The following is a 26,780-nucleotide window of genomic DNA, read 5'->3' as shown; positions in this document are numbered from 1 at the left end:
GCGCTTAACGGGTGCGAAAAAGCTGCTTTTCAGGTAGAATTCGGCCCGTTTTTAATGCCTGAGAGCGATTATGTCTACCACGTTATTTAAAGAGTTCCAGTTCGAAGCCGCACACCATTTACCTAATGTACCGGCCGGACACAAATGCGGTCGTTTGCACGGTCACTCCTTCCTGGTGCGTCTGGAAATCACCGGCGAAGTGGATGCGCATACCGGCTGGGTGATGGATTTTGCTGAACTGAAAGCGGCCTTTAAACCCCTTTATGACCGGCTTGATCATTATTACCTCAATGACATTCCGGGACTGGAGAATCCGACCAGCGAAGTGCTGGCCAAATGGATTTGGGATCATATGAAGCCTCGCCTGCCGTTGCTGAGCGCGGTCATGATCAAAGAAACCTGCACCGCAGGCTGTACCTACCGCGGTTAACCGGCCGCCCTTCGCCAACGGGCGGCTGATCGGACACAGGGTTGATCAGTCGGCAGGGTTGCTGACATGTGCATTGTAACGTTCCGTCGGCTGTCATCCCGCTGTCATCTTTACCGACCAGGCTGTTCTCTCCTTCATTAAAGATCAAGAGAATCAACAATGAACCTGAGAAAGCCTTTTCTGGCCTTGTCCGTTTTTATCACTGCCTCTGCCGCCGTCCAGGCGGAAAACATCCTTAACTTCCCGCAACCCGAAACGCTGCCGGATGCCTTCTATGCCGTCACGGAAATTCCGGCAGGCGGCATCATTAAATATGAAACCGATGCGAAAACCGGTTTCATCGTTGCCGACCGTTTTCAGTCCATGCCGGTTGCGTATCCGGCTAACTACGGTTCGCTGACGCAATCACTGGGCGGTGATAACGATCCGCTGGATGTGATCTTCTATACGCGCGCCCCACTCGCCCCCGGGACACTCATTAAACTGCGCCCGATTGGCGTACTGAAAATGATCGACGGCGGCGAAGTGGATGACAAAATTGTCGCCGTACCCGCCAGTCATGTCGATCCAACCTATGATGCGATTCAGACGGTAGCCGATTTGCCCAAAATGGAGCAGCAGCGGCTGGAGGCTTTTTTTCGCGTTTACAAGGAACTGCCCGAGGGCCGTAAGAAGGTTGAGCTGAAAGGGTTTGAAGACGCGAACGCCGCAAAAGCGGAGATTAAGCAGGCTTATGAAACCTGGAAAGCGAAACAGTAAATGAAAAAGGCGGCCAGGGCCGCCTTTTTGCTGTCAGGCAATATTCAGGTATTTATGCGTCTGCATCGACAGGCGCCAGTTGCGCGCAATGCAGGTTTCGATACACAGTTTTGTTGCATCATCTTTGCGACTGATCGGCTGCAGCGCAATAATGCGCGCTTTTGTGTCCTGAATCCCGGCCAGTAAATCGTCTAAGGCCTCCACATCACGTTGCCGTGCTACCGGATGTTTGATCTCATCTGCACGGCTCAGCGCCTGTGCCAGGACATCATAACCGCCGCGCATATTAACCTTCGGCGACACGGTCACCCAGGTTTGTGCAGAGCAGTGGATTTCGTGGGTCCCGCTGGTTTCGATCTGGCACTGAAACCCTGCGGCTTCCAGCGCGTCGGTCAGTGGGCGCAAATCGTAGATGGCCGGTTCTCCGCCGGTGATCACAATGTGACGGGCCGTCCAGCCCTGTTGCGCGATGCTGCTGAGCAGCATTGGCACATCCGCGTTGCCCCAGGCATCGCTTTCCACCGTTTTAACCAGAATATCGCCTAATGCTGTTTCCCGATCCGCCTGTTTTTCCCAGGTGTGTTTGGTGTCACACCAACTGCATCCTACCGGACATCCCTGTAAGCGGATGAAAATCGCCGGCACGCCGGTGTAATAGCCTTCGCCTTGCAGCGTCTGGAACATTTCGTTAATCGGGTACTGCATAATCATCTCTGTGAAGTTTTAAAACGTGATTATCGCAGAACTCAGCGCTGAGATCATGTCAGGTGATGCTGAACCGACGCGATCTTCTGTGAACGCGCCAGGCGACAGGAGGACAGCAGGCGGGATCAGAGGGTCAGATCCACCCACACCGCCGCATGATCAGACGCTGCATTGACCTCTTTTTTCAGTTCGGGATAGGTTTCCCATTTTACCGGGCGAACACCGGGCCACATCCCTTTGCGCCACACGCCGCCTTTTTCGACCTTTTTCCACAGGGCGGGCGACAGCAAAATATAGTCAATTTTATTACTGGCGCTGCAACCGCCCCAGGTACCGGGATAGCCACCGTTATCAAACTTTTCATGGGTAAAGATATCTTTCAGGTCGGTGTCCTTCAGCAACGGCGATAAGGCCTCGCTGTCTGGCGTGTCGTTAAAATCGCCCGTGATCGCGATCAGGGTTTGCCCGTCTTTAATGCGTTGCTGATATATCGCTTTGACCCGCTCCGCCTGCCGTTTACGGCGGGCGTCAGAGCTGGCTTTTGCACCGTACCCTTTGCTTTTAAAATGGTTAACCAGCACAAGCAGGGTTTGACCGTCGGGCAAAGGAATCGTGAATTCGGGACAGTCGCGCGAGAAAATCAGCTCGCCCTGTTTATCTTTGTCATCGACATGGCTTCGGATTGTGTCGATAGCAAAGTCTGCCGCGCTCATTAGCCCGACATCAATGCCCCGCTCATCGTTGCCATCAATCACCATCACATGATTAAACGGCGTGCCGCCGCGTGCGGGCAGCATCGTGTTATTAAATTCCAGCAACGCGGGGCGGCTTTCTGCTTCCACGACCGTCAGGATATCCGCCCTGAGATCTGTCATGACCTGCGCCGTTAATCCCATAGCAATCTCGTCTATCGGCGCACGTCGCAGTTCCAGCGATCCGACCCAGTCAGCACGGCCATTGGCGATAATGCGAATGCCGCTGTTGTCTGTGGGTCGGGTCAACAGTTTACCCCGGTTGCGCCGCAGGAGAACAAAAGGCCCGGTGTCTGACTTTTGCAGTCCCAGCGCCACCATCAGTTCAACCATCTGTTTTTTCATCGCGTCGGTATACTCAGCCTGCCCCAGCAGGGCATTCAGCTCGGCGAATTTTTCGAGTACCGGTTTTCCTGCACGCCATTCGTTCTGATTCATCGCTCTGGCGCGATCAAACAGGTTTTCAACGTTATACGAAGCCAGCCTCACAGGTTTTCTCCTTCAGCCAGTTAAACTTTGCCTGAAAGCGGTGATTCATGCGCCTCAGGCGAGCAACAGGATGCGTCAGATTCATGTATACAGCGTCAGTATCGGTGGGTTGTGTTAAGCACAGATGTAAACAGCATAGACGTCGCAGAAAAAGGTGAGGAAGCCTGACGGCAAAGGCATAAAAAAACCCGCCACGTGGGCGGGTTTTCATCAGAAGTCAGAAGTCAGAAGTCAGTAAACTTACTGGCCTTTTACTTCTTTCAGACCGTTGAAGGGCGCTTTTGAACCCAGCGCTTCTTCGATACGGATCAGCTGGTTGTACTTCGCAACACGGTCAGAACGGCTCATTGAACCGGTTTTGATCTGGCCTGCAGCAGTACCGACCGCCAGGTCAGCGATGGTCGCATCTTCGGTTTCACCTGAACGGTGAGAGATCACAGCGGTGTAGCCTGCGTCTTTCGCCATTTTAATCGCAGCCAGGGTTTCGGTCAGTGAACCGATCTGGTTGAATTTGATCAGGATGGAGTTCGCGATGCCTTTCTCGATACCTTCTTTCAGGATCTTCGTGTTGGTAACGAACAGGTCGTCACCTACCAGCTGGATTTTGTCGCCCAGCACTTTGGTCTGGTAGGCGAAGCCATCCCAGTCAGATTCGTCCAGGCCATCTTCGATAGAAACGATCGGATACTGCTTCGTCAGATCTTCCAGGAAGTGGGTGAACTCTTCAGAGGTGAAGGCCTTACCGCCTTCACCGGCCAGCACGTATTTGCCATCTTTGTAGAATTCAGATGCCGCACAGTCCATTGCCAGGGTGATATCTTTACCCAGCTCATAGCCTGCTGCTTTTACCGCTTCCGCGATAACCGCCAGCGCTTCGGCGTTAGAACCCAGGTTTGGCGCATAGCCACCTTCGTCACCTACCGCTGTGCTCATACCTTTGCTTTTCAGCACTTTCGCCAGGTTGTGGAACACTTCTGAACCCATGCGGATCGCTTCTTTCACGCTTGATGCGCCGACAGGCTGAATCATGAATTCCTGAATGTCGACGTTGTTGTCCGCGTGCTCACCACCGTTGATGATGTTCATCATAGGCAGTGGCATAGAATATTTGCCTGGGGTGCCGTTCAGTTCAGCGATGTGCTCATACAGCGCCTGACCTTTAGAGGCTGCCGCCGCTTTTGCCGCAGCCAGTGAAACAGCCAGAATGGCGTTAGCACCGAAGTTAGATTTGTTCTCAGTACCGTCCAGGTCGATCATGATTTTATCGATGTTCGCCTGATCTTTCGCGTCTTTGCCTTTTACCGCTTCAGCAATCGGACCGTTAACCGCAGCAACCGCTTTAGTTACGCCTTTGCCCAGGAAGCGAGATTTGTCACCGTCACGCAGTTCCAGTGCTTCACGAGAACCGGTAGAGGCACCTGATGGTGCTGCAGCCAGGCCTACGAAGCCGCCTTCCAGGTGCACTTCAGCTTCAACAGTTGGGTTGCCACGTGAGTCGATAATTTCGCGACCGATGACTTTTACGATTTTGGCCATTACGATTTTCCTCAGTACAAGTTAGTCAATCCTAAGACAAACAACGCGCGAAAAGTTCGCGCGTTGTTCGTTAAACTTATTTCGCTAAACGCTTCTGATGCTCATGTGCTGCCTTCACAAACCCGGCAAACAACGGATGACCATCGCGTGGCGTCGATGTGAACTCAGGGTGGAACTGGCAAGCAATAAACCATGGATGGTTCGGGATCTCAATGATCTCAACCAACTGATCGTCGCCAGAACGTCCTGCCACGCGTAAACCCGCTGCTTCAATTTGCTTCAGCAGCATATTATTTACTTCGTAGCGGTGACGATGGCGCTCAACAATCGTGTCAGAACCGTACAGCTGGCGAACCTTGCTTTCCGGGGTCAACTGGCACTGCTGGCTGCCAAGACGCATGGTACCGCCCAGATCGCTCTGCTCAGAACGGACTTCAACGTTACCTTCTTCGTCACGCCATTCGGTGATCAAGGCGACCACCGGGTACTTACAGTCTGGCACAAATTCTGTGGAGTTTGCGCCTTCCATACCGGCAACATTGCGCGCGAACTCCATCAGGGCAACCTGCATGCCAAGACAGATGCCGAGATAAGGCACGTTGTTTTCGCGGGCATATTTCGCCGTCATCAGCTTGCCTTCGACACCGCGGTAACCAAACCCACCCGGAATCAGAATGGCATCTAAATCTTTCAGCAATTCGACACCGCGGGTTTCTACGTCCTGGGAGTCGATCAGCTTGATGTTGACGGTAACGCGATTCTTCAGCCCGCCGTGCTTCAGGGCTTCAATAACAGATTTATACGCATCCGGCAGTTCGACATATTTGCCCACCATACCAATGGTGACTTCGCCGCCCGGGTTCGCTTCTTCATAAATCACCTGCTCCCACTCGGCCAGATTGGCTTCCGGAGCATTCAGATTGAAACGCTTACAGATATAGTCATCCAGACCCTGCGATTTCAGCATGCCTGGAATTTTGTAGATGGAATCGACGTCTTTGAGCGAAATAACGGCTTTTTCTGGCACGTTACAGAACAGGGCAATTTTGCCACGCTCGTTGGCCGGCACAGCCCGATCGGAACGGCAGATCAGGACGTCTGGCTGAATACCGATAGAGAGCAGTTCCTTTACAGAGTGCTGCGTCGGCTTGGTTTTGACCTCGCCCGCTGCCGCCATGTAAGGCACCAGCGTCAAGTGCATGTACATCGTATGTTCGCGGCCCACGTCGACGGCCATCTGACGAATCGCTTCCAGGAACGGCAGGGATTCGATATCACCGACCGTACCGCCGATTTCGACCAGCACGACGTCGTGACCTTCGCCACCTTCGATGATGCGCTCTTTAATCGCATTAGTAATATGCGGAATGACCTGAATCGTGGCACCCAGATAGTCGCCACGGCGCTCTTTGCGCAGGACTTCCGAGTAGATACGGCCAGTGGTGAAGTTGTTGCGGCGCGACATTTTCGTGCGGATGAAGCGCTCATAGTGACCCAAATCCAGATCGGTTTCGGCCCCATCATCAGTGACGAATACTTCACCGTGCTGTGTCGGGCTCATGGTACCCGGATCGACGTTAATGTACGGATCCAGTTTCATGATGGTCACGTTCAGACCACGCGCTTCGAGAATGGCTGCGAGGGAGGCTGCGGCAATGCCTTTACCCAGAGAGGAAACGACCCCGCCGGTCACAAAAATATAATTCGTTGTCATGCTGAACCTGAGAGTTTAGGTTTAAAGACGGTGGAATAACCAGGACGGGAAAACAGTATACTGGAAACCGCCATCAGCCACAATTGATGAATCACATCCCTCTCCTCACGCATTGCTGCGCGTACCTTAGCGGATAGCGGTTAACAAAATGTTGACGTACATCACAAAGTTGACGCGAAGCTGAATCGAGTAAGCCCGAGCGCGCACTTTATGCGCAGCGCTGGAATAATCAGCGTTTTTCGTCGGCTTTTACCTGCTGCCAGGCCGCTTCCATTTGTTCCAGCGTGGCGCCCGGCATAGACAGCCCCTGTGCAGTAATGATTGCTTCCACCGCACGGAAACGGCGTTCAAACTTATCGTTGGCCTTCTGTAGCGCGATTTCGGCTTTGCTGCCCAAGTGACGCGAGAGGTTAACCGTCGCAAACAGTAAATCGCCGATCTCTTCTTCCAGCTTTTGCGGGTCGACGACGCTTTGCTGCGCCTCGTGCATCACCTCATCGATCTCTTCATGCACCTTGTCGACCACCGGGCCTAGCGTTGTCCAGTCGAAGCCCACATTGTGGCAACGCTTTTGAATTTTATGAGCGCGCATCAGCGCAGGCAGCGCTTTTGGAATATCGTCCAGTGCCGAATGCTGGGCTTTCTCTGCCCGTTCCGCGCTTTTTATCGCCTCCCAGTTTTTCAACACCTCAGCGCTGTTCCCGGCGGTGCCTTCCGCAAAAATATGCGGATGGCGACGTTCCAGCTTGTCACTGATGGCATGGCAGATATCATCAAAATTAAAGCGCCCCTGCTCCTGTGCCATCTGGGCATAAAACACCACCTGAAACAGCAGATCGCCCAGCTCCCCCCGCAGATCGTCGAAGTCTTCGCGCTGGATGGCATCCAGCACTTCGTAGGTTTCTTCCAGGGTATAAGGCGCGATGGTGGCAAAGGTCTGCTCGCGATCCCACGGGCAGCCCTGTTGCGGATCGCGCAGGGTTTTCATAATGCCCAGCAGGCGATCAATTGACGTCATAGGGTAATCCTTCCGGTGTTTCGTTGGCATAAACGCGGTGATAAAAGCAGCCAGGCGCACGTCGGTCAAAACGTGCGCCTGATGACAGGTTAGTGCAGGCGGCGGGCATCGATGATGTCAGGTACCTGATTGAGGCGAGACAGCACGCGCCCCAGGACCTGGTGATTGTAAATCTCGATGTCCATATCAATGGTGGCGAGCTGTTTTTTGGTATCGCTGCGGCTCGATACGCCAAGCACGTTGACCTTTTCGTTGGCGAGAATCGTGGTGATATCGCGCAACAGCCCGCTGCGATCGTTAGCCGTGACGCGCACCACCAGCGAATAGCCGCTGGAGTAGCTTTCGCCCCATACGGCATCGACGATGCGCTCTGGCGCGTTGGAGATCAGCTCCGACAGCTGATCGCAGTCGGCACGGTGAATGGAAATACCGCGTCCGTGGGTGATAAAGCCGACGATATCGTCGCCCGGGATAGGCTGACAGCAGCGTGCGATATGGTGCATGAGGTTGCCCACCCCTTCCACCACGACGCGACCACTTTCCTTGCGGGCAGACGGCGCGTGCGATTTTTGCGTCAGCTGACGCAGGGCTTCACGGTCCTGTTCTTCCGCCGTCGGCTTATTAAGCTTGGCCTGCAGGAAATTCACCATCTGGTGCAGACGAATATCCCCGCCGCCAATGGCGGCCAGTAACTCGTCCAGCGAGGTGACGTTATAGCGCGGCAGCAGCAGCTTCTCGGCTTCACGCAGGCTGATATCCATCTGGTTCAGCTCGTTGTCCAGAATCTGGCGACCGGCAAGAATGTTTTTATCGCGATCCTGCTTACGGAACCAGTTGTGAATTTTGGCGCGGCCACGGCTGGTAGTGATGAATCCTAAATTCGGGTTCAGCCAGTCGCGGCTCGGATTCGGCTGTTTTTGTGTGATGACTTCAACCTGGTCGCCCATCTGCAACTGATAGGTAAAGGGCACGATGCGCCCACCGATTTTGGCACCGATGCAGCGATGGCCGATATCGCTGTGGATATGGTAGGCAAAGTCCAGCGGCGTAGAACCGGCGGGCAAATCGACCACATCGCCTTTCGGGGTAAAGACGTAGACGCGGTCATCAAACACCTGACTGCGGACCTCTTCCAGCAGCTCGCCGGAATCGGCCATCTCTTCCTGCCAGGAGATCAGCTTACGTAACCAGGCAATGCGTTCTTCATGGCCTGCCGCCCCACGGGCATGGCTGGACGACGGGCCTTCTTTGTATTTCCAGTGTGCCGCGACGCCGAGTTCCGCGTCCTCATGCATCTGACGCGTACGAATCTGGATCTCAACGGTTTTACCCTGCGGTCCCAGCACCACCGTATGAATGGACTGATAGCCGTTAGGCTTCGGGTTAGCGACGTAATCGTCGAATTCACTGGGCAGATGGCGGTACAGCGTATGTACCGTACCCAGCGCGCCATAGCAGTCCTGTAAACGCTCAGCCACAATACGCACCGCGCGCACGTCGAACAGCTCATCAAAGGCGAGCGATTTTTTCTGCATCTTGCGCCAGATGCTGTAGATATGTTTGGGACGGCCGTACACTTCGGCACGAACGCCCTCTTTCGCCATCTCTTTACGCAGGTTAACGACAAAGTTATCGATATATTGCTCACGATCGATACGACGTTCGTGCAACAGTTTCGCAATGCGCTTGTATTCTTCGGGATGCAGATAGCGGAAACAGTAATCTTCCAGCTCCCATTTCAACTGGCCGATGCCCAGCCGGTTGGCCAGCGGCGCGTAAATATTGGTGCTTTCTTTGGCGGCCAGAACGCGTTCGTCTTCCGGTGCATCCTTCACCTCGCGCAGGTTCATAATGCGCTCTGCCAGCTTGAGCACCACGCAGCGGAAATCTTCCACCATCGCCAGCAGCATGCGGCGCACGTTATCCACCTGCTCTGAGGCCATTGAATCGTTATGAATGGCTTTCAGCTGGCGAATCGCATCCATATCGCGTACGCCATGTACCAGCGAAACGATGCCTTTGCCCACGGTTTTTTCCAGCTCTTCTTCGCTGACCACTTCGTCATTGGCGAGCGGGAAAATCAGTGCCGCGCACAGGCTTTCAATGTCCATGCTGAGCATTGAGAGGATTTCCACCATCTCAATACCGCGCCACAGCAGCAGCGACTGGTCGGGATGGCCTTGCGTCTGCGCCTCACAATAGCGCCAGGTTTCAGCAAGACGTTCACATGATTGCGGGTTAGCCACGCCAAGACTGGCGATCCACTGGTCGAGGGCAAATTCCCCTTCCGTATTTAAATGTGCACTTCTGACCGCAACCATATCCTCTCCTGCACAGCGCCCCTGCCGGACACTTATGTTTTTTTTCTGAACAGCACCATGGATTCGAGATGACGGGTATGCGGAAACATATCCAGCATCGCGACCCTTTCCAATTGGTAGCCCGCCGACAACAGTGTTTCGCTGTCACGCGCGAGTGTTACAGGATTACACGACACATAGACCACACGCTGTGGTGATAGTTTGACGACATGGGACATGACACCCGCCGCCCCGGCCCGCGCCGGATCGAGTAACACCTTGTTAAAGCCTTGCGTCGCCCAGGGCTGACGCGAAACATCGTCTTCCAGATTGTGCTGAAAAAATCTGACGTTTTTAAGATCATTGACCTCAGCATTATACTCCGCCTGCTGGACTAATGCTGCAACGCCCTCCACACCTACGGCATTTTGTACCGTTTTTCCTACAGGGAGCGTAAAGTTTCCCATGCCGCAAAACAGGTCCAGCACACGATCGTCAGGCTGTAAATCCAGCCACGCGATTGCCCTGGCGACCATCTGCTGATTCACCGTATCGTTAACCTGAATAAAATCCTGTGGACTGAAGGTTAGCGTAAGCTGGTGTGAATGATAAAACGGGCGTTGTTCACTGATTGCGCGCAGTGCCTCGCCGCCATCATCCAAAAACAGCATGAGCTGATGCTGATGCGAAAACCGTTCCAGTTTTGCCATATCGTCAGCAGTTAATGCATCCAGATGACGCAATAACATCACCGGCCCGTTATCAGCCAGCACCAGTTCGACATGGCCTAAACGGTTGACAGCATTAAGCGTAGTGAGACAATTGCGCAGCGGAATAATCAGCGCCTCAAGTTGGGGCGCCAAAACGGGGCACTGCTGGATATCGACCAGATCGTTGGTGGCTTCCTGGCGAAAGCCCATCTGGAGCTGCTGTGTTTTGCTGTGCCACTGCAGGCCAAGGCGGGCACGGCGGCGATAGCCCCAGGCAGGACCGGCGATGGTCTCATCCACCGTGATCGGCTGCTTTGCTGCCTGAGTAAGCATTCGTGCCAGCGCACGCGCTTTACTCTGCTGCTGTAGCGGCTCATCAACATGTTGCTGTTGGCAGCCGCCACAGCGGCTAAAATGCGGACAGCGAGGTTCAACCCGTGACGGGCTGTGGTTCAACAGACGCTCTGTTTTGGCGCGAGCATACTGGCGCTTCTCCTCCAGCAGGGTGACTTCCGCCTGTTCGCCGGGCAGCGCACCCGCGACAAACAGGGTTTTTCCTTTGTGCCGGGCCACGCCCTGACCGAAAGGATCCAGGTCTTCGATAGTGACGGTCAGCCTTTTTCGGGTCGTCACGCGCTGTTTTGCGGAATAAAATTGCGCCATAGTGTAGTTCTTTCTCTTTAAATTCGATGTGCATCCATTTCAGCGACGTGCACAGGGACGTTCAGGCCGAAACAGCAGGCGACTATTATGACTAAATACAGCCTGCGGGCGCGAATGATGATTTTAATCCTGGCGCCTACGCTAATGGTAGGCTTGCTGCTCAGCTCATTTTTTGTGGTACATCGCTACAATGAATTACAGCGCCAGGTGATTGAGGCGGGGGCAAATATCATTGAACCGCTGGCGGTCTCCACAGAATACAGCATGACCTGGCACAATCGTGATGCGCTGCGTGAACTGGTGAGTTTACTCCATCGCCGCCATTCCGGCATTGTACGGGCCATTTCTGTTTTTGATGATAATAACCAGCTCTACGTCACCTCCAACACCAACCAAAACCTCAGCCTGAAGACAAAGCAGGCGATCCAGGCGCTGCCCGAGGATGTTTCCCTGGAGGGCAGCGGCAACCTGTTGATCCTGCGCAAACCCATCACCTCCGAGCGTTACGCCGTGGATGAATTGCCCGGACAGGATGCCAAGCCCGCCGGGAATCCGCTGGGCTACGTGGCGATAGAGCTGGATTTGCAGTCCGTGCGTTTACAGCAATACCGGGAAGTCTTTATTGCCACCCTGATGCTGCTGTTCTGCCTGTGTATTGCCATGTTGTTTGCCTATCGCCTGATGCGGGACGTTACCGGCCCCATTCGCAATATGGTCAGCACCGTTGACCGGATTCGTCGTGGGCAACTGGACAGCCGGGTGGAAGGCCACATGCTGGGCGAGCTGAGCATCCTGAAGAATGGGATCAATGCCATGGCGATGTCGCTTACCGCCTACCACGAAGAGATGCAGCACAACATCGATCAGGCGACCTGGGACCTGAGGGAAACGCTGGAGCAGCTCGAAATTCAGAATGTTGAGCTGGATCTGGCCAAAAAACGTGCCCAGGAAGCTGCCCGCATCAAATCCGAATTCCTGGCGAACATGTCCCATGAACTGCGCACGCCGCTGAATGGCGTGCTGGGCTTTACCCGTCAGATGCTGAAAACGCCGCTGCGCACCACCCAGCGTGACTATATGCTGACGATTGAACGTTCGGCCAATAACCTGCTGTCGATTATCAATGACGTACTGGATTTCTCGAAGCTGGAAGCCGGAAAGCTGATGCTGGAATCCATTCCTTTCCCGCTTCGCGCCACGCTGGATGAAACGCTGGTTTTGCTGGCCCCATCGGCCCACGAAAAGAAGCTGGAGTTGACGGTGGTATGCGATAACAACGTCCCCGACAACGTGATCGGTGACGCGCTTCGCCTGCAGCAAATCCTGATTAACCTGATGGGCAATGCGATTAAGTTCACCGAAAAAGGCACCATCAATTTACGGGTTGAGCAACATACCCTTACGGCAACCCAGGTTGAGCTGGAGATTCAGGTGCGTGATACGGGGATAGGCATTTCCGAAGAACAGCAGGCGCAGCTGTTTCAGGCTTTTCGCCAGGCGGATGCCAGCATTTCCCGTCGCCACGGCGGATCGGGGCTGGGACTGGTGATCACCCAGAAACTGGTGCGGGAAATGAACGGGGAGATCACCTTCGTCAGCCGCCAGAATCACGGTTCCACCTTTTGGGTGCGCGTGAAACTTGATCTCAATCCGAATGCACCGAGTATGCCGCGCGTCCTTGACGCACTATCGAACACCCGCATGGCCTATGTGGAAGCGAATCCCGATGTTGCCAGCGCAGTCGTCGAGATTTTAGGCGCGACGCCGTTACAGGTAGAGCACAGCTTAACGCTGGAAGGCCTGAGTCAGCCGCGTTATCCCCTGTTGCTGATGGCGATGCCTGTCGATGCCAGCCAGTCGCAGGTGCTGGAAAGCCGGTTTATCAATTCGCTGCTGGAACGCGCCGATCAGGTCATCATGGCGCTGCCAAGCCCAATGATGTTGCTGGCCGATGAGCTAAAAGTACGCGGTATTGACGGCTGTATTGCCAAACCTGTCTCACAAACGCGTTTACTGCCCATGCTGCTGGAGCTGCATGCCCGCCACAGTAACGATGCCTCTTCCTCGCCGCGTCTGTCGTTAACCGTCATGGCGGTGGATGATAATCCTGCGAATCTCAAGCTGATCGGCGCACTGCTGGAAGAACAGGTTGAGCACAGCATCCTGTGCAATAACGCCGAGCAGGCCATCCACGTCGCCCACCGGCAAGCACTGGACGTGATTTTAATGGATATCCAGATGCCCGACATCGATGGCATTCGCGCCAGTGAAATTATCCGCACGCTGCCAAACCATGCCAACACGCCGATCGTCGCTGTAACCGCGCACGCGATCGATGGTGAACGTGAGCACCTGATCCGGGCCGGCATGAACGACTATCTTGCTAAGCCTATTGATGAAAATAAGCTCAGTCAGGTGTTGACGCGTTATATGCCCAGCCCGGCCAGCGCTGTGCCTGAGGTTCCCCAGATCCTGCCCACGCTGGACTGGAAACTGGCGTTACGTCAGGCGGCCAACAAACCTGATTTAGCGCGGGATTTATTGCGAATGCTGCTGGAATTTTTGCCGGAAGTGCACGCTAAGATCGTACAGTATATGGCTGAAAACGATGCGGTTGCCTTGCGGGAAATTATCCATAAACTTCACGGCAGCGCCAGTTACAGCGGCGTACCGCGGATGAAGCAACTCTGTCGTAAACTGGAAAAAGAACTGCATCAGGCCAGTGATATTGAGGCGCTGGAGCCGGAGTTGCTGGAGCTGCAGGATGAGATGGAAAATGTGGCCAGACAGGCGCGCCGCGTGCTCGCTATGCCGTGAAAGGCCGGTCAGTCAGCAGGCCCCTGAACGCCAGGGGCCCCCAAATTAGCGTTTAAAAACCCCCGATTTTCAGGGTGGCCGCCACATTGCGTGCAGTAAGCCGCACATTGTTGCGTGCGCCATCCAGCGCTTCATCCAGCGAACAGATACGGTATAGCACGCTGAATACCGCATCAATGCCATGTTGATGAACGACGCCGACATCGTCCGTCAGGCTACCGGCAATGCCAATCACCGGAAGACCAAACCGCTTTGCAACTTTCGCGACGCCAATCGGCACTTTGCCATTGATACTCTGACTGTCTATGCGCCCTTCGCCCGTAATCACCAGTTGGGCGTCCTGCAACTGCGCCGCCAGCCCGAGCGCTTCTGTAACGATTTCAATACCGGGGCGCAGAGCCGCCTGGCAAAATGCATACAGCGCGGCCCCCATTCCCCCTGCGGCACCGCCACCGCTGACCTGCAGGACATCCATGCCCAGATCGCGCTGAATCATCGCAGCATAGTGCGTCAGCGCCTTATCGAGCAGTGCCACCCGTTCAGGTGTTGCGCCCTTTTGCGGGCCAAAGACCGCCGACGCACCGTCATCGCCTGTCAGCGTATTGGTCACATCACAGGCCACTTCGAAACGGCACGCCCGGATACGCCTGTCCAGGCGGGAAATATCAATGCGGGCCAGATGCGGCAGCGCGCCGCCGCCTGGGCCAATCTCTTCACCTTGCTTATCCAGCAAACGTGCACCCAGCGCCTGCATCATTCCTGCGCCGCCGTCATTGGTGGCGCTGCCACCAATGCCAATAATGATGTGCTTTACCCCTTTATCCAGCGCGTTTTTGATCAGTTCACCTGTGCCAAACGAAGTGGTAATCAATGGGTCGCGCCACGCCGCCGGGACCAGCTCCAGGCCACTGGCGGCGGCCATCTCGATATAGGCGGTCTCGTCGTTGCCCGACACCCCATAGAACGCCTCCACAGGTTCCCCCAGTGGACCGGTCACCTGTAACCTGATCTTTTTTCCCTGGGTTGCAGCGACCATCGCTTCAACCGTGCCTTCACCGCCATCAGCGACCGGTATTTTCACATAATGCGCATCGGGGAAAATCTCGCGAAATCCCGCTTCGATTGCCGACGCCACATCCAGGGCAGAGAGACTTTCTTTATATGAATCCGGTGCGATGACGATTTTCATAAGCAATCCAGGCGGTATGGTTTGACGGTAAGGGAAGGACATTCGCCCGGCATCCGCAGATACCGGGCAACGCTTAGCGCGAAATTTCGATGTTTGCTAACTTTTCATAATAGCAGGCCAGCGCGCTGTGGTCGGCGGTTCCCTGCCCGTCGTTACGCAGTGCCTGCATCATCTCCATCACCGCCGCTGTCAGTGGCAGAGGAGCACCAATGTCGTGTGAGGTATCCAGTGCGTTAGCCAGATCTTTAATATGTAAATCGATACGAAAGCCGGGTTTAAAATTGCGGTCCATCACCATCGGCGCTTTCGCATCCAGCACGGTGCTTCCTGCCAGACCGCCACGTATAGCCTGATAGACCAGCTCCGGATTGACACCGGCTTTGGTCGCCAGTGACAGCGCTTCTGACATCGCGGCAATATTCAGCGCCACAATCACCTGATTGGCCAGCTTGGTCACGTTACCGGCACCGATATCGCCGGTATGCACGACCGAGCCCGCCATGGCTTTCATGATGTCGTAACACTGGTCAAACACGGCTTTATCGCCGCCCACCATCACCGACAACGTGCCTTCGATGGCTTTGGGTTCGCCGCCGCTGACCGGCGCATCCAGCATACGGATCTGTTTTGCCGCCAGCGCATCATGGATTTCCCGGCTTGCCAGTGGGGCGATTGAGCTCATATCGATGACAATCAGACCGGGTTTTGCCCCATTGATAATGCCATTTTCACCCAGACAAACCTCTTTGACCTGCGGCGAGTTCGGCACCATGGTGATGACCACATCGCACTGCCCGGCAATCTCTTTCGCGTTGCTGGCCGTTGTCGCACCCAGCGCGACCAGCTCGGCCTCGTTTTCGGCATGATGATCCCGCACGACCAGTGAATAACCCGCCTTCAGCAGGTTTTTACTCATAGGTTTGCCCATAATCCCAAGGCCAATAAAGCCAATTTTCATTGCGTCTCTCCTGGATGATTACGTTTTAAATTTGTCACACAACGCCTGCGTGGCACTGCGGAAAACACCGAGATCGCTACCCACAGCAACAAAGGTCGCGCCCCACTCGAGGTAGCGGCGGGCGTCGGCCTCGACCGGCGCCAGAATCCCGCTGGGTTTGTTGGCAGCTTTTGCCCGTTCAAAGATGTGTTTGATGACGGGCAATACCGCCGGGTGCGCAGGCTGGCCGAGATAACCCAGCGCGGCGGACAGATCGCCCGGTCCGACAAAGATCCCGTCCACGCCCTCAACGGCCGCGATAGCATCGATGTTGTCCACGGCCTGCTGCGTTTCTATCTGGACTAACACCGTAATGTTGTCGTTGATAGTGCTGTTGTACGCTGGCATGGTGCCGTACATATTGCTGCGATGTGAAACGGATACGCCGCGAATCCCCGCAGGCGGATAACGCGTCGAGGCGACCGCACGTCTGGCCTCGTCTTCGTTCTCGACGAAGGGCACCAGAATGTTGTTAAAACCAATATCCAGCAGGCGTTTAATAATCACCGGCTCGTTACAGGGTGGACGCACAACCGGCGCACTATTGCTGCCTTTCAGCGCCATCAGTTGAGGCACAAAGGTGGTGATATCGTTAGGCGCGTGCTCGCCGTCCAGCACCAGCCAGTCAAATCCGGCCAGCCCCAGGACTTCGGTCGAAAGGGGATTCGCCAGGGCACACCAACTGCCAATCAGGGTTTCACCTGCCAGCAGGCGATGGCGAAATTCATTGCGCCAGGCTGTATTACTCATGGTTTTACTCCTGTGAAACGGGTTTCCTGCAGGAAGCCCAAAAACGTTAACGCACCAGGCACGGACGCTTGTGATCGAACGTCCACTGCGGAATCAGAAACTGCATGGCCTGTGCATCATCACGGGCACCCAGGCCATGCTTTTGATAAAGCGCATTAGCCTGCATCACCCGCTCCCTGTCCAGCTCAATACCCAGGCCCGGCTTCTGCGGCACTGCCACCCTGCCACCTTCAATCTGGAAAGGCGCTTTTGTGAGCCGTTGATTGCCCTCCTGCCAGATCCAGTGCGTATCAATGGCGGTGATGTTGCCCGGTGCGGCGGCCGCAACGTGCGTGAACATCGCCAGGGAAATATCGAAATGGTTGTTGGAATGGGAACCCCACGTCAGGCCAAATTCATGGCACATTTGCGCCACGCGCACGGATCCCTGCATCGTCCAGAAGTGCGGATCGGCCAGCGGGATATCGACTGACTGTAAAGACAAGGTGTGTCCCATCTGACGCCAGTCTGTAGCGATCATATTGGTGGCGGTAGGCAGGCCGGTGGCGCGCCGAAATTCGGCCATAACTTCGCGTCCGGAGTAGCCCTGCTCTGCGCCACAGGGATCCTCTGCATAGGCCAGCACACCTTTAAGCTGTTTACCCAGCGCGATGGCCTCCTCAAGCGACCAGGCCCCGTTGGGATCGATCGTGATACGCGCCTGGGGGAAACGTTTCGCCAGCGCAGCGATCGCTTCCGCCTCATCATGACCGTTCAGCACACCGCCTTTCAGTTTAAAGTCGTTAAAGCCGTATTTTTCATAGGCCGCTTCGGCCAGCCTGACCACGGCCCCAGGCGTGAGCGCTTCCTCATGACGCAGGCGATACCAGTCACAGGTCTCGCTGTCCTGATTCTGATAAGGCAAGGTGGTTTTTCGGCGGTCGCCGACGTAAAACAGGTAACCCAGCATCTCGACGCTGTCGCGCTGCTGCCCGTCCCCTAACAGTGAGGCGACATTCACGCCCAGATGCTGTCCCAGCAGATCCAGCAGCGCGGCTTCGATGCCGGTGACGACGTGAATGGTGGTGCGCAGGTCAAACGTCTGATTACCGCGCCCACCGGCATCCCGATCGGCATAAGACGTGCGCACCAGATTCAGGATATTTTTATATTCACCCACCGTTTTACCCACCACCTGCGCGGCAGCCTCTTCCAGCGTCTGGCGTATCTTTTCGCCGCCGGGGATTTCTCCCAGGCCCGTATTGCCGGCATTATCTTCAAGGATGACGATATTACGGGTAAAGAAAGGTGAATGGGCGCCGCTCAGGTTCAGTAACATACTGTCATAGCCGGCGACCGGAATGACCTGCATGGCGGTGATCTTCGGTGTCGTGTTCATCTGTTATCCCTTAAGCAGAGGCCCGGCCAAAAGCCGGGCGTTTACGGTCAAATGTCCAGCCGGGAACCAGGTATTGCATGGCCGTCGCGTCATTACGTCCGCCCGCTGGCAGTGATTTGTAGCGTTCGTTTGCCCGCCGCAGTTGCGCCCAGTCCAGTTCAATGCCCAGGCCCGGTGCAGTGGGCACTGCAATTTTTCCCTGCTGAATCGGCAGTGGATTTTTCGTCAGGCGCTGGTCGCCCTCCTGCCAGATCCAGTGCGTGTCTATCGCGGTGGGGTTACCGGGTGCCGCAGCGCCGACATGGGTAAACATGGCCAGGGAAATATCAAAGTGGTTATTGGAGTGACAGCCCCAGGTGAGTCCCCATTCATCGCACAGCTGAGCGACCCGCACGGCACCGCTCAGCGTCCAGAAATGGGGATCGGCCAGCGGGATATCGATCGCGTTGAGCATCAGTGCATGCTGCATCTCGCGCCAGTTGGTGGCGATCATGTTGGTGGCGACCGGCAGGCCCGTCGCGCGCCGAAACTCCGCCATCACCTCACGCCCGGAATAACCCTGCTCCGCCCCACAGGGATCTTCTGCATAGGTCAGCACATCCTGCATGCCTTTGCACAGCCGGATCGCCTCGTCCAGCCGCCATGCGCCGTTAGGATCAACGGTGATACGCGCAGCGGGAAAGCGTTTTTTCAACGCCTGCGCGGTCGCGATTTCCTGTTCGCCCGGCAGCACACCGCCCTTGAGTTTAAAATCGTGAAATCCGTATTTATCCTGAGCCGCTTCCGCCAGCCTGACGATGGCCTCACTGCTCAGGGCTTCCTGATGACGCAGCCGATACCAGTCATGCTGCGCGTTCTCACCAGTGAGGTAAGGCAGATCGGTTTTGCGCCGGTCACCGATATAGAACAGGTAACCCAACACCGTGACCGCATCGCGTTGTTTACCCGGCCCCAGCAGCTCGGCGACCGGCACGCCCAGACATTGCCCCAGCAGATCCAGCAGCGCGGCCTCCAGCGCCGCAACCGCATTTACGCGCAGTTCGAACGTCCAGGCGCCCTTGCCAAAGGTCTCGAAATCCGCAGACTGATTGCCCCGATGCACCTGCTGTACCAGCCGGTTCAGGCAGGCGACCTGCTGACCTGTCACCTGCGGTACGGCATCCAGCAAGGTCTGATAAATGGTCTCGCCTCCCGGTGCCTCACCCAGCCCGGTATGACCCGCACTGTCCGTCAGTATTACAATGTTGCGGGTAAAACTGGCATTGTGTGCCCCCCCAATGTTGAGCAGCATACTGTCGTAACCGGCCACCGGCACAACCTGCATAGCGGTGATAACGGGCGTGGATTGCGTATTCATACAGGCTCCTTAGCGGGTTTTCAGCTCAATGCGCTTGATGTTATCCACCAGCACCAGATAACTGAGTACCGCGACAAAGGCGTGGATACCCACGTATACCAGCGCACCGTTATACGATCCGGTCGAGGCAATGATGTAGCCAATCGCGACAGGCGTGATAATGCCGGACGCATTACCAAACATATTGAACAGGCCGCCGCTCAGACCGCTGATCTCCTTCGGCGCGGTATCGGCCATCACCGCCCAGCCCAACGCACCAATGCCTTTGCCAAAAAAGGCCGTCGCCATAAACAGCACCACAACCCAGTCGGTTTCAACGTAGTTACATATCACCATAGAGGTCGAGAGCAGCATCCCGAGCACAATGGGCGTTTTGCGGGCGATGTTCAGGGAACCGGTTTTGCGCATCAGCCAGTCGGAGATCACGCCACCCAGCACGCCGCCAATAAAGCCGCACAGTGCCGGTACGGAGGCAACAAAACCGGCTTTAAGAATCGACATTCCGCGCGCCTGAACCAGATAAACCGGAAACCAGGTGATAAAGAAATAGGTCAGTGCGTTGATGCAGTACTGGCCAATATAGATACCGATCATCATGCGTGACTGCAGCAGCTGTTTGATCTGGAACCGCTTGTCACGGAAGCTGACGTTTTGCTTTTCGCTTTTCTGATCCATGTTGATCAGCGCACCGCCCTGCTCCATGTATTCCCGTTCCGCCTGATTAACGCCAGGATGATCGCTGGGATCGTGAATCACTTTGAGCCAGATAAGGCTCAGGATGATGCCCAGTCCCCCCATGAACCAGAAGACATGAGCCCAACCGACTGCGGAGGTCAGCCAGCCCATGATGGGTGCGAAAATCACGGTCGCAAAATACTGGGCAGAATTGAAAATGGCCACGGCGGTGCCGCGCTCCTGAGCCGGAAACCAGGCGGCCACAATTCGGCTGTTACCCGGAAATGAAGGTGCTTCTGCCAGCCCCACCATAAAGCGCAACATAAACAGCGCCATCACGATGGTGTAACCGCTGAACAGGTCCACGAAGCCTTGCAGCAAGGTAAATAACGACCAGAGGAAGATGCTCCAGAAATAGACGCGTTTGGACCCAAAGCGATCCAACAGCCAGCCGCCGGGGATTTGTCCAATAACATAGGCCCACGAAAACGCCGAGAAGATGTAACCCATGCCCACGGGATCGAGGCCAATATCCTTTGCCATCGCGGAGCCAGCGATGGATAACGTCGCCCGGTCGCCGTAGTTGAATGAGGTCACAATAAACAACATGACCACAATCCAGTAGCGTGCATTTGTCCGTTTCTGGACCGCCTCTGACGTCTGGTGAAAACTACTCATGATGCACTCCTGAAAAATAGCGAAAGTGACATTCGCTCTGACTGCATACACATCGCGTTGGGTATCAGAGAGATGTAGGTTAAACACGGCGATTTTTTTATTGGCAAATTGCTCACGCGGCGTGACATATAACCTGACCGGGGAAACGGAAATCAGTATAAGAAGTGGGTTTCACGGTGACATTGGAATATCTCCCTGGAATAAGGAGAAGGAATCGTGCTTTTTTGGGCTATTGCATAAAACACTGCGGCGCATTTCACGTATTTTGGTATTCCTCACCCAAAGCCAGCTCCTACGCCCGACGATCGCCGGCTTTGTGAGAATCTTCACTTGATTTGGTAAAAAGACATGAAAACGGCCGTCTCTGAAGGCTGAATGTAGGTCAATTGCACAATGTGCAGGTGAGAACCCCTCTTTATACTGACGGTGGCAAATACTGAACCTGTGACATCTGACTTCTTATAATGAATGCGCCACAGAAATAAGGCGCGACGCACTGGAAGGTGAGCGATGATCCCCCTGTCAAACGAACAACCGCTCTATATCAAAGTTCATGAAAACGATAACGTGGCCATTGTGGTTAACAGCCAGGGACTGCCTGCCGGTACCACGTTTCGTGATGGCTTAACTCTGACCGAGCATATTCCCCAGGGACACAAGGTGGCGCTGCAGGCTATTCCTGATGGGCAGCCCATACTGCGCTATGGCGAGGTGATTGGTCTGGCCATGCGTGATATCGCCCAGGGGAGCTGGATCGACGAATCGCTAATTGCTCTGCCGGACGCCCCGGACTTAGCGCATTTACCTTTAGCGAATAATGTGCCGCCGGCGTTACCGCCGCTGGACGGTTATACCTTTGAGGGCTATCGCAACGCTGACGGCAGCGTGGGCACCCGTAATCTGCTGGGGATCACTACCAGCGTGCACTGCGTCGCGGGCGTGGTGGATTATGTGGTGCAAATCATTGAGCGTGATTTACTGCCCCGCTATCCCAACGTTGATGGCGTGGTGGCGCTAAATCATCTTTATGGCTGTGGCGTGGCGATCAATGCCCCCGCGGCGGTGATCCCGATCCGAACCGTTCATAATCTGGCCCTGAATGCCAATTTCGGCGGCGAAATCATGGTGGTCAGTCTGGGATGCGAAAAGTTACAACCCGAACGCCTGCTGACCGGCACGCCTGACGTACAGCCCATCTCGCTGGACGATGCGGATATTGTGCGTTTGCAGGACGAGAGCCGGGTGGGCTTCGGTGCCATGGTGGATGAGATTTTGCAGGTCGCAGAGCGCCACCTGAGCCGCCTTAATCAACGCCAGCGCGAAACCTGCCCGGCCTCTGAACTGGTGGTGGGCATGCAGTGTGGCGGCAGCGACGCGTTTTCGGGCGTGACCGCGAATCCCGCCGTCGGCTTCGCCGCTGATCTGCTGGTACGCTGCGGAGCCACCGTAATGTTTTCTGAAGTCACGGAGGTACGGGATGCCATTCATTTGCTGACGCCACGCGTGGTTGACCAGACCGTGGGCCAGCGACTGATTGAGGAAATGGCCTGGTATGATCGCTATCTCGATCAAGGCAAAACGGACCGCAGCGCCAATCCCTCGCCCGGCAACAAGAAAGGCGGACTGGCCAACGTGGTGGAAAAAGCATTAGGCTCGATTGCCAAATCAGGCCGAAGCCCGATTATGGAAGTGCTGTCACCGGGACAACGGCCAACACGACGAGGGCTGATTTTTGCCGCCACGCCCGCCAGCGATTTTGTCTGCGGCACGCAGCAGCTGGCCTCAGGCATCACCTTACAGGTTTTTACAACAGGCAGGGGAACGCCTTACGGCCTGGCGGCGATTCCGGTGATTAAGATGGCGACCCGTACCGCATTGGCTGAACGCTGGCATGATTTAATGGATATTAACGCCGGTACGATTGCCACGGGCGAAGAAACCATCGAGCAGGTTGGCTGGCGGTTGTTTACATTAATTCTGGACATTGCCAGCGGCCGGAAACAAACCTGGTCAGACCGCTGGGGCATCCGCAATCAGCTGGCGGTCTTTAATCCCGCACCGATCACCTGATGCCGTTTTTATGCCGACAGGCCGTGCTGACACCCGCGTGGCGCGCATGTCAGCCACGCGGGTGCCGTCTTCTCCCACCCTGTACAGTCAGAGCTGTTTGCCCCACTGCTCAACCCAGGGAGACGTTACCGACTCTGGCTCCGGATTTTCGGTGGCGTCGATGAGCAACACGTCACCGATCCGCTTCGCCTGGTGCGCCTGCAGTAATGCATCAAAACGCTTGCCTGCGCCGCAGAAATTTTCATAACTGCTGTCGCCCAACGCTATCACGCCATAACGCAGCGTGGGCTGATGGCCCAGCTTATCCTGAATAGCATGAAACAGGCCGGAAATCGTATCCGGAAAATCGCCCTGACCGGTGGTCGAGGTGATGATCAGAGCGACATCACTGGCATAGTGTTGCCAGTCGGCCAGTGTCGGATCTTCGAAAATCGTTACCTCATGGCCCTGCTGCTGCAACAACGGCTCAGCTTCTTCTGCAACCAGTAAGGCGTTCCCATAGACGGTGCCTACAAAAATCCCAATCTTTGCCATTTCTTTTCCCCTTTATTCCGGAACGCTATCCTGACCTGAGCCTGCGAGAAACTCAACCCGTGGCACATCAGGAATACAGGCCTGCCAGCCAAACTGCTCCATCACCCGTTGCCAGACAGGATCGAGCCCGGCACGAATAAGCAGCGGTTCGCCCGTCACAGGATGGTTAAGGGATAAGCTGCTGGCATGCAACATCAAACGGCTGGCCCCAAAGTGCGCAGCCGCACCACGATTCTGGCGTAAATCCCCGTGGGCCGAATCGCCGATGATGGGATGACGCAAATGGGACATGTGCCGACGGAGTTGATGTTTCCGCCCGGTTTGCGGTTTAAGCTCAACCAGGCTGTAACGTGCCGTGGGATAGCGACTGATGGCGACCGGCATTTCTACCGTTGCCAGTGCGGCGTAATCGGTCACCGCCGGCTGCGGCGCACGGGGTTCGCTGACAAATTTGTCCGCGATCTTGTCCAGCTCTTCCACCAACGGATAATCCAGCCTGTCACTGCCTTCAAGCCAGCCGCGCACAATGGCATGGTAGGTCTTTTCCATGTGGTGATGCTCAAACTGCTGGGACAGCAGGCGGCCTACCTCACTGGACAGCCCCATCAGCAGCACGCCTGATGTGGGGCGATCCAGCCGATGCGCCGTGAAAACATGCTGGCCTATCTGGTCGCGTACCGTCTGCATCACAAACCGGGTTTCATGGCGATCAAGCCAACTGCGGTGCACCAGCCAGCCTGCGGGCTTATTCACCGCGACCAGCCACGCATCCTGATAAATGATTTCCAGCATCAGACCGGGTCATCCTGCAGCAATGCATCCAGCTGCTGTAAGGTCAGCAACAACAGTGTGCGCCCCGGCTGAACCGGCGTTAACGCCATTTCAAAATAGGGGGCAACCGCAAAATTTTTTGGCAATGCCTGGCCCGCACGAATCAGCATCTGCACCCGTGGAATCAGGACCCACTGCAACCATTCCAGCGGCTGCATCGTGTCGAGGAAAAAAGGTTGCTGGCTTGCGAAAGCCTGTTCGTCTGGCGCGTCCACCTGCCACAGATCGTGCTCACGCATGACGGCTTCGAGCTGTTCAAGCCGTTGCATAATAAACTGTTCTGACGTCATGCCTCACCTCTGACGAATAAAAAGGGGCGGCAAGGATAACCCGCAGGCACAAAAAAAGGGAGCACTGTATTAAACAGTGCTCCCGGTTCGTTTGCAGCTCTCCTGCTACGTTAATGCTCCCTGCTCATCCTTGACAACTTTTCCCGTGCGTAGTCCTTCCGCGAATCATCCTGATCACTCCTTAGCCTCCTGGCCCACCGCCTCGTCCGAGGGGCTCTCATTCTCCATCCTGGAGGTGTCCCTTAACTCATTCCTGAGTGTCCTGCTTCGTCCTGAAGCCTTCCTTGTGACGTAACAGCATTACGTTCCTGCCTCCTGGCTACCGTCTTCCTGACGGTTCCTGCTGTCCATGACGTCCTGTCAGCGAGGCCTATTCTCTTAAGAAAAGCCTCAGGGCACAAGGTGTTAAAACACGATATAACGCGATCCTGTTCAAGAGATTGAACAGCGGTGCTAATAAGTTAATGATTTACAATATTTTTACATCTCGGCCGCTACTTCACCGTTTCGCTAATATGGCGATCTCTCACACGGCATGTAAGAGATCTCTCACACGCGAAGCGGCACATCTCTGCAATTAATCACTAAGCGGTTGTAAATTATTAAGAAAAGTACAGATATCCGATGCCAACGTAATACGTTTCTTCTGACCGGGCGTTTCAAGGATGATGTCACCGCTCAGATTGCACAGGGAAATAATGTTCTCTTCTGACGCAGTGGTGGCAATAAACAGTGTTGGATTCTGCTTCAGGCGCCGCTGCATGACGAGGTGCCCGATCAGGTTTTCCTGCAGCCGGACAAAGTCGGTTTCACTCCAGACCTGGAGCAGCGTTAGCCTGTGGTCCTGCCACATGGCCTGCATGTCCCCCGCGAACTGGTGCGTATAAAAGGCCGTAATCTGCGGTTGCAGCGCAATCTCCAGCGCCCGCTCAACCGCCTCCAGCGAGGGCGGTAGTGTAAAGGGTTGCGGTTGCCAGAGCGCACACTCATCACGGTTTTCCAGCAAACAGGGGGAAGGAATACCATAAAGATCGCGACTGGCTGGCGCATGGCCCCGGCTCTGCTGCCAGTGCTGGCAGTAGCGCGTGGTAAAATCCGTTAACGCTTCAGCGGTTTGCTGCATCATTCAAATTCTCACTTCTGATAGGTTACACTTACTCACTTTGATGACTCTAGTGGTAACCGTTATGTCTTCTTACCAGCCGGACCCGGCACTGAGCAACCTGACGCTGGGCAAGCCTACAGCGTATCACGATCGCTATGACAACAGCTTATTACAGGCCGTGCCGCGCAGCATGAATCGCGAGCCTTTGGGCCTTTATCCCGATAATTTGCCGTTCTCGGGCAGTGATATCTGGACGCTCTATGAACTCTCATGGCTCAACAGCAAAGGCGTGCCCCAGGTGGCCGTGGGCGAAGTCGAGCTTGATGCCCGGAGCCGTAATCTTATCGAATCAAAGAGTTTTAAGCTCTACCTTAACAGCTTTAACCAGACGCGATTTACAGACTGGGCCGAGGTACGCCAGACGCTGGAGCAGGACCTGCGCGCCTGTGCCGAGGGCGATGTCCGTGTGGCGCTGTTTCGCTTACAGGAGATCGAAGGTCAGCCTGTCGGCCACTTTGCGGGCACCTGCATTGATGAGCAGGACATCGAGATTGAAGATTACGGCTTCAATGCCGATTATCTGATCGACGCCGCCGGTCAGGAACAGGTGCAAGAAACGCTGGTCAGCCATCTGCTTAAATCCAACTGTTTGATCACCAATCAGCCTGACTGGGGATCGGTAATGATTCGCTATCAGGGCCCGCGCATCGATCGTGAAGCTCTGCTGCGCTATATCGTTTCATTTCGTCAGCATAATGAGTTTCATGAACAGTGCGTGGAGCGTATTTTCAACGACCTGATGCGCTTTTGTCAGCCATCACAGCTGACCGTCTACGCACGTTACACGCGACGGGGTGGACTGGATATCAATCCGTGGCGCAGTAATGTGCCCTTTACGCCGGGCCATTCTCGTCTGGTTCGTCAATAGTTTGCGAATCCTTTCTCAGACTGTTAAACGCGCATACGGTTCCACTTGAGCAAACCTTGCCGACAAGGCTACTCTGGACAGGGCGGTAACCTGCGGGTTGCCAAC

At 55.3% G+C, this 26,780-nt stretch carries 22 protein-coding genes; 5 read left to right on the top strand and 17 right to left on the bottom strand.

Features of this window, described 5'->3' with window-relative positions; all coding sequences use genetic code 11:
• The first annotated feature begins 70 nt into the window (after window positions 1–70).
• Together queD and C1N59_RS04585 are read left to right on the top strand one after the other, a co-directional pair.
• The gene (queD, locus tag C1N59_RS04590; protein WP_006120757.1) at window positions 71–430 is read left to right on the top strand and encodes a 6-carboxytetrahydropterin synthase QueD; all 360 of its coding nucleotides are present in this window, start codon (window positions 71–73) and stop codon (window positions 428–430) included.
• Window positions 431–589: 159 nt separating this feature from the next.
• Complete coding sequence (locus C1N59_RS04585) at window positions 590–1,189, top strand: inorganic diphosphatase (protein WP_039338364.1); 600 nt, start codon at window positions 590–592, stop codon at window positions 1,187–1,189.
• A 33-nt stretch (window positions 1,190–1,222) separates the two neighbouring features.
• On the opposite strand, the gene queE is transcribed toward C1N59_RS04585, so the two are convergent.
• The 7 genes from queE to rlmD form a co-directional block, all read right to left on the bottom strand.
• Window positions 1,223–1,894, bottom strand: coding sequence for a 7-carboxy-7-deazaguanine synthase QueE (queE, locus tag C1N59_RS04580; RefSeq protein ID WP_006120759.1), 672 nt, complete (start codon window positions 1,892–1,894; stop codon window positions 1,223–1,225).
• Between the two features lie 125 nt (window positions 1,895–2,019).
• Window positions 2,020–3,135, bottom strand: a complete 1,116-nt coding sequence (locus tag C1N59_RS04575; RefSeq protein ID WP_205955624.1) for an endonuclease/exonuclease/phosphatase family protein — start codon at window positions 3,133–3,135, stop codon at window positions 2,020–2,022.
• 240 nt (window positions 3,136–3,375) lie between these two features.
• On the bottom strand, window positions 3,376–4,671 hold the full coding sequence (eno, locus tag C1N59_RS04570) for a phosphopyruvate hydratase (protein WP_006120761.1): 1,296 nt from the start codon (window positions 4,669–4,671) through the stop codon (window positions 3,376–3,378).
• Between the two features lie 76 nt (window positions 4,672–4,747).
• A complete protein-coding gene (gene pyrG / locus C1N59_RS04565) occupies window positions 4,748–6,385 on the bottom strand; it encodes a glutamine hydrolyzing CTP synthase (protein WP_006120762.1) in 1,638 nt (545 codons plus the stop codon).
• A gap of 229 nt (window positions 6,386–6,614) precedes the next feature.
• Window positions 6,615–7,403 carry a nucleoside triphosphate pyrophosphohydrolase gene (gene mazG, locus C1N59_RS04560; RefSeq protein WP_033739678.1) on the bottom strand — a complete coding sequence of 263 codons (789 nt, stop codon included), beginning with the start codon at window positions 7,401–7,403 and terminating at the stop codon, window positions 6,615–6,617.
• A gap of 89 nt (window positions 7,404–7,492) precedes the next feature.
• Entirely contained in the window at window positions 7,493–9,724 is a 2,232-nt protein-coding gene (gene relA, locus C1N59_RS04555) for a GTP diphosphokinase (protein WP_006120764.1), read from the bottom strand.
• A 32-nt stretch (window positions 9,725–9,756) separates the two neighbouring features.
• On the bottom strand, window positions 9,757–11,076 hold the full coding sequence (rlmD, locus tag C1N59_RS04550) for a 23S rRNA (uracil(1939)-C(5))-methyltransferase RlmD (RefSeq protein WP_394550366.1): 1,320 nt from the start codon (window positions 11,074–11,076) through the stop codon (window positions 9,757–9,759).
• A gap of 87 nt (window positions 11,077–11,163) precedes the next feature.
• Here rlmD and barA point away from each other — a divergent pair, with 87 nt between their 5' ends.
• Entirely contained in the window at window positions 11,164–13,893 is a 2,730-nt protein-coding gene (barA, locus tag C1N59_RS04545) for a two-component sensor histidine kinase BarA (protein ID WP_054687129.1), read from the top strand.
• A gap of 52 nt (window positions 13,894–13,945) precedes the next feature.
• Here the strand turns inward: barA and C1N59_RS04540 are convergent, their stop codons facing one another.
• The 6 genes from C1N59_RS04540 to C1N59_RS04515 form a co-directional block, all read right to left on the bottom strand.
• Window positions 13,946–15,082, bottom strand: a complete 1,137-nt coding sequence (locus C1N59_RS04540; RefSeq protein ID WP_054687127.1) for a glycerate kinase — start codon at window positions 15,080–15,082, stop codon at window positions 13,946–13,948.
• 73 nt (window positions 15,083–15,155) lie between these two features.
• The gene (gene garR / locus C1N59_RS04535; RefSeq protein ID WP_058708949.1) at window positions 15,156–16,040 is read right to left on the bottom strand and encodes a 2-hydroxy-3-oxopropionate reductase; all 885 of its coding nucleotides are present in this window, start codon (window positions 16,038–16,040) and stop codon (window positions 15,156–15,158) included.
• Between the two features lie 18 nt (window positions 16,041–16,058).
• Window positions 16,059–16,829, bottom strand: a complete 771-nt coding sequence (gene garL, locus C1N59_RS04530; protein ID WP_033739566.1) for a 2-dehydro-3-deoxyglucarate aldolase — start codon at window positions 16,827–16,829, stop codon at window positions 16,059–16,061.
• A 46-nt stretch (window positions 16,830–16,875) separates the two neighbouring features.
• Window positions 16,876–18,207: a glucarate dehydratase gene (gene gudD, locus C1N59_RS04525; protein WP_394550365.1), complete on the bottom strand. Its 1,332-nt coding sequence runs from the start codon at window positions 18,205–18,207 to the stop codon at window positions 16,876–16,878.
• Between the two features lie 10 nt (window positions 18,208–18,217).
• Window positions 18,218–19,564 carry an enolase C-terminal domain-like protein gene (locus C1N59_RS04520; protein ID WP_054687115.1) on the bottom strand — a complete coding sequence of 449 codons (1,347 nt, stop codon included), beginning with the start codon at window positions 19,562–19,564 and terminating at the stop codon, window positions 18,218–18,220.
• A 9-nt stretch (window positions 19,565–19,573) separates the two neighbouring features.
• Window positions 19,574–20,917 carry an MFS transporter gene (locus tag C1N59_RS04515; protein WP_054633225.1) on the bottom strand — a complete coding sequence of 448 codons (1,344 nt, stop codon included), beginning with the start codon at window positions 20,915–20,917 and terminating at the stop codon, window positions 19,574–19,576.
• A gap of 510 nt (window positions 20,918–21,427) precedes the next feature.
• On the opposite strand from C1N59_RS04515, the gene garD reads away from it, so the two are divergent.
• Complete coding sequence (gene garD / locus C1N59_RS04510; protein ID WP_110268347.1) at window positions 21,428–22,987, top strand: galactarate dehydratase; 1,560 nt, start codon at window positions 21,428–21,430, stop codon at window positions 22,985–22,987.
• An 87-nt stretch (window positions 22,988–23,074) separates the two neighbouring features.
• Here garD and C1N59_RS04505 read toward each other — a convergent pair whose 3' ends face one another.
• From C1N59_RS04505 to syd, 4 genes are all read right to left on the bottom strand, one after another.
• Entirely contained in the window at window positions 23,075–23,521 is a 447-nt protein-coding gene (locus C1N59_RS04505) for a flavodoxin (protein WP_394550364.1), read from the bottom strand.
• Window positions 23,522–23,533: 12 nt separating this feature from the next.
• Window positions 23,534–24,313: a tRNA pseudouridine(65) synthase TruC gene (truC, locus tag C1N59_RS04500; protein WP_039338392.1), complete on the bottom strand. Its 780-nt coding sequence runs from the start codon at window positions 24,311–24,313 to the stop codon at window positions 23,534–23,536.
• Window positions 24,313–24,642, bottom strand: a complete 330-nt coding sequence (locus tag C1N59_RS04495) for a YqcC family protein (protein WP_006120775.1) — start codon at window positions 24,640–24,642, stop codon at window positions 24,313–24,315. The genes truC and C1N59_RS04495 overlap by 1 nt, the downstream gene beginning before the upstream one ends.
• 577 nt (window positions 24,643–25,219) lie before the next feature.
• The gene (gene syd / locus C1N59_RS04490) at window positions 25,220–25,768 is read right to left on the bottom strand and encodes a SecY-interacting protein (RefSeq protein ID WP_006120776.1); all 549 of its coding nucleotides are present in this window, start codon (window positions 25,766–25,768) and stop codon (window positions 25,220–25,222) included.
• A 61-nt stretch (window positions 25,769–25,829) separates the two neighbouring features.
• On the opposite strand from syd, the gene queF reads away from it, so the two are divergent.
• Entirely contained in the window at window positions 25,830–26,675 is an 846-nt protein-coding gene (gene queF, locus C1N59_RS04485; protein WP_033739575.1) for an NADPH-dependent 7-cyano-7-deazaguanine reductase QueF, read from the top strand.
• Window positions 26,676–26,780: the final 105 nt, after the last annotated feature.

Source organism: Pantoea sp. SGAir0183 (assembly GCF_043545505.1).
This window is presented reverse-complemented; position numbering and strand designations above follow the sequence as displayed.